The sequence below is a fragment of the Pseudomonas sp. SDO5522_S412 genome (assembly GCF_054071215.1).
The window spans coordinates 1-4,496 of record NZ_JBSVWQ010000339.1 but is presented as its reverse complement, the minus strand read 5'-3'; the positions used below and the strand labels follow the sequence as shown (position 1 = coordinate 4,496).

At 61.7% G+C, this 4,496-nt stretch carries 4 protein-coding genes; 1 reads left to right on the top strand and 3 read right to left on the bottom strand.

Annotated elements, in window-relative coordinates; translation table 11 throughout:
• Positions 1 to 101 precede the first annotated feature (101 nt).
• From ACW9I6_RS30955 to ACW9I6_RS30945, 3 genes are read right to left on the bottom strand one after another with little or no spacing between them, the layout of a single operon-like run.
• Entirely contained in the window at positions 102 to 653 is a 552-nt protein-coding gene (locus tag ACW9I6_RS30955; protein WP_087694381.1) for a GNAT family N-acetyltransferase, read from the bottom strand.
• 4 nt (positions 654 to 657) lie between these two features.
• Entirely contained in the window at positions 658 to 1,119 is a 462-nt protein-coding gene (locus ACW9I6_RS30950; protein WP_003214086.1) for an LEA type 2 family protein, read from the bottom strand.
• 13 nt (positions 1,120 to 1,132) lie between these two features.
• Positions 1,133 to 2,560 carry a nucleobase:cation symporter-2 family protein gene (locus ACW9I6_RS30945; protein ID WP_008431217.1) on the bottom strand — a complete coding sequence of 476 codons (1,428 nt, stop codon included), beginning with the start codon at positions 2,558 to 2,560 and terminating at the stop codon, positions 1,133 to 1,135.
• 234 nt (positions 2,561 to 2,794) lie between these two features.
• Between ACW9I6_RS30945 and ACW9I6_RS30940 the strand changes: the two genes are divergently transcribed.
• Positions 2,795 to 4,420, top strand: coding sequence for a methyl-accepting chemotaxis protein (locus ACW9I6_RS30940; RefSeq protein ID WP_003214083.1), 1,626 nt, complete (start codon positions 2,795 to 2,797; stop codon positions 4,418 to 4,420).
• Positions 4,421 to 4,496 lie beyond the last annotated feature (76 nt).

Genomic DNA, 4,496 nt, shown 5'->3' with positions numbered 1-4,496 from the left:
AGCGTTTTGCTTACTTTTGCGCTCTTCAAAAGTGAGCCGCTGTAAGAGCGGAACCCCTATCAGCCGTTACCCAAATAACGGATATACACCCAAAACCCACCTCAGCCCCGCCGACTCCCCAGCCATTCCTCCCGGGTAATCTCCCAGATATCCTTGGGCAAACTCCCAGCGACAAACTGCCCCTCATCGGTCCTGACCAACCGCATCCCCGTCCGCTCGGAAATCCTGCGAGACGCCACGTTCGGCGCCGCCTTGGGCACGCGCATCACGGGCCGCTCCAGCACCTCAAACCAATACTCAGTCACCGCCGCACTGGCCTCGGCCATCAACCCCTGGCCCTGCCACTGCGGCGCCAGCCAAAAGCCGCGGTTGTTGTCCACCTCATCCATCAGGCTGACATTACCAATCAACACCCCAGGCGCGCTTTTCAGGCGGATCGACCAATGCCACTCCTCACCCCGGGCCATCGCCGGCAATGCAACCTGCTCCAGATAGCTGCGCGCACCATCCGCCGGGTACGGCCAGGGCACCAGGGCATTCAGGTAACGCACCACTTCCCAGTGCGGAAATTGCTGCTGGACACCCTCGGCATCCTCCAGCGTCAACGGCCGCAGGATCAGCCGTTCGGTATACAGCGTAGGTTGCGCATCCATGTCGTTACCAAGTGGCAGTGTTGGGAAAGTCCAGGGTCCCGCGATCCACAAAGCGCATGGTGCCGAACAGGCCACCTGCGAGTTTCCCGCGCAACACGTACGGCAGGTTATTCAAACTCTGGGTCTGGCTCAAGCCAAGGGTCTGGCGCAACACGGAAAACGCCGAAACGCTCACCGGCACCGTCAGCACCGTCTCCGAAAAGCGTGGGATCGAGCCACCCTGGTCACTCACCCCGGACGCCAGCGGCCGGCCATTGACCTCCAGGTCCAGGGCCACGCCGCTGTAGTCGATCGCGGTTTCATTCGGATTTTGTATCCGCAGCTTCACCGCGAAACGCACTTCCAGGTCCTGGCTCTGCAGCGGCTCGATGCCCACCACGTTGATGTTCACCGGGTCGCGGTTGGGGAACAGCGCGCACGCGCTCAGGGTGAGTAGCAGCAGTGACAAAACCATGAGCTTGCGCATAAAACGGGTTCTCCTATTTCGTGACGTCCGGGTCCTGCATCACTTTGAGGGTGGAGGCTTCCGGATCAAATTCATCTTCTTCCAGTTCTATGAACTCCTCAGGCAGGAAGATGTTCAGCACGATAGCGCAGAACGCCCCCACGGTGATTGGCGACTCGAAGATGTTGTGCAGTGCCTTGGGCAGCTCGCGCAGTACTTCCGGCACTGCTGCCACACCCAGGCCCATGCCCAGGGAGATCGCCACGATCAGCACATTGCGCCGGTGCAGCCCGGCTTCGGCGAGGATCTTGATCCCGGCCACGGCCACGGTGCCGAACATGATCAGCGTGGCGCCACCGAGTACCGGCTTGGGCATCAGTTGCAACACCGCGCCGATCATCGGGAACAGCCCCAGCAGCACCAGCAGCCCGGCAATGAAGTACGCCACATAACGGCTGGCCACGCCGGTCAACTGGATCACCCCGTTGTTCTGGGCGAAGGTCACCATCGGCAAGCTGTTGAAGGTGGCCGCCATCACCGAGTTGAGGCCGTCGGCCAGCAGGCCGGACTTGATGCGCTTGATGTACAGCGGGCCCTTGACCGGCTGTTGCGAGATCATCGAGTTGGCGGTCAGGTCACCGGCGGCTTCCAGGGGCGAAATCAGGAAGATCACCGCCACCGGGATAAACGCCACCCAGTCGAACGAAAAACCGTACTTGAACGGCACCGGTACGCTGATCAGTGGCAGCTGGGGCAGGGCGCCCAGGTCGACGCGGCCCATCCACCAGGCCACCACAAAACCCAGGGTCAGGCCGATCACGATCGAACCCAGGCGCAGGAACGGGTTGTTGAAGCGGTTGAGCACCACGATGGTCAGCAGCACCAGGGCCGCCAGGCCCATGTTGCCGGCGGCGCCCAGGTCGCTGGCGCCATAACCGCCGGCCATGTCGGTGACGGCCACCTTGATCAGCGACAAACCCATCAAGGTAATGATGGTGCCGGTGACCACCGGGGTGATCAGCTTGCGCAGCTTGCCGATGAACTGGCTGAGCACCACTTCGATAAACGCCGCGAAAAAGCAGATGCCGAAGATCGTCGACAGGATCTCATCGGTGCCGCCGCCCCGGGCCTTGACCATGAAGCCGGCACTGAGGATCACGCTGATAAACGAAAAACTGGTGCCTTGCAGGCACAGCAGGCCCGAACCCACCGGGCCGAACTTGCGGGCCTGCACAAAGGTGCCGAGCCCGGACACAAACAACGCCATGCTGACCAGGTACGGCACTTCGCTTTCCAGGCCCAGCACGCCGCCGACGATCAGCGTCGGGGTGATGATCCCGACAAAGCTGGCCAGCACGTGCTGCAGGGCGGCAAATATCGCCGCGCTGAAGTGCGGACGGTCGTCGAGGCCGTAAATCAGGTCGGATTTATAACGGGGGCGAGGGGTTTGAGTGTCAGACAAAATACGGGCCCGGGTAGGAAAAAGGAGGCGCAGGATGCCAGAAAGTGCCAGTTGTCAGAAGTGTGAAAAAATATTTCGAAACATCCCCCATTAAATCCTCAAGCCGGCCGATAACGTTGTAGGCACCACATACCTATTAAAACAGTGGCGCCGTAAGGTCAGAGCAGCGCGTTGACGCTGACTGACCGTGTCGCGGCAGGGACGCGCGCAGCCACTACTTCTGAGAGCGCACCTATGTCCCTCCGTAACCTGAATATTGCCCCCCGAGCTTTCCTTGGTTTTGCGTTCATTGCGTTGCTTGTGGTTATCCTGGGGGTGTTTGCGGTCAACCGCATGACGCTGATCCGCCAGGCCTCGGTCGACATGGGAACCAACCAGTTACCCAGCGTGAAGTACCTTGGCAACATTACCGAAAACGTGTTGCGCCTGCGCATCCTGTCCTTCCGCATTCTGATCAACCGCGAGCCGGCCGCCGTGCAGGACGCCAAGGAGCGCTCGGCCATTCTGGTGGACAAGGTCAAGGTGGCCCAGGCCGCCTATTCGGCCTTGCCTGCCGAGGGCGAAGAGGCCAGCGTCTACAAAGCCTTTTCCGCGACCCTCGACAGCTACCTGACCGCCCAGGCCGAGATGATGTCGCTGTCGCAGCAAAACAAGGTCGAGGAGATGCGTACCCTGATCAATACCCGGATCAAGGACGGCACCGACCTGATGGGCGAGCAGTTGAATAAACTGATCGCCATCAACAGCGCCGGGGCCGATCAGGCCAACGTCGCCGCCGAAGGCAGTTATTCCCAGGCTGTGACCGGGATCATCATCGTCGCCGTGGTGGCAGCCTTGATGACGGTGTTGCTGGCCTGGCTGCTGACCCGCAGCATTGTCGCTCCGCTGCAAAAGGCGGTCAGTGCTGCCGAGTCCATCGCCGGCGGCAACCTGAGCAAACCCATCGAAGTCGACGGCAAGGACGAACCGGCCCGCCTGCTCGGCGCCTTGGCCGCGATGCAGAACAACCTGCGCCAGACCATCCAGCACATCGCCGGCTCAGCCACGCAGTTGGCCTCCGCCGCTGAAGAGCTCAGCGCCGTCACCGAAGAAGCCTCCAAAGGCCTGCAACAGCAAAACAACGAAATCGACCAGGCCGCCACCGCGGTCAACGAAATGACGGCCGCCGTGGAAGAAGTGGCGCGCAACGCGGTGTCCACCTCCGAGGCGTCCAGCCAGTCCAACCAGGCTGCGCGGGAAGGGCGCGACCGAGTGGTGGAAACCGTCGGCGCGATCCAGACCATGACCCAGGACGTGCAAAACACCTCGGTGCTGATCGAAGGCCTGGCCACCCAGGGCCGTGACATTGGCAAGGTGCTGGACGTGATTCGCGCGATTGCCGAGCAGACCAACCTGCTGGCCCTCAACGCGGCGATTGAAGCGGCGCGTGCCGGTGAAGCCGGGCGTGGTTTTGCGGTGGTGGCGGACGAAGTGCGGGCCCTGGCCCATCGCACGGCGCAGTCGACCCAGGAAATCGAGAAAATGGTCGCCGGCATCCAGAGCGGTACGGGTGAAGCGGTGCAGTCCATGCAGCAGAGCAACCAGCGCACCCAAAGCACCCTGGAAATGGCGCGGGCTGCCGGTGTGGCCCTGGAGCAGATCACCCAGTCCATCAGCCTGATCAACGAGCGCAACCTGGTGATCGCCAGTGCCTCGGAAGAACAGGCTCAGGTGTCCCGCGAAGTGGATCGCAACCTGGTGAACATCCGCGACCTGGCGACGCAGTCGGCGGCGGGTGCCAACCAGACCAGCGCGGCCAGCCATGAGCTGTCGCGCTTGGCGGTGGATTTGAACGGGATGGTGGCCAGATTCGTCATCTGATCTGAAATGCGATCAAAAAAATGTGGGAGCGGGCTTGCTCGCGAAAGCGGTGTATCAGTTGATGCATTCGGTGGCT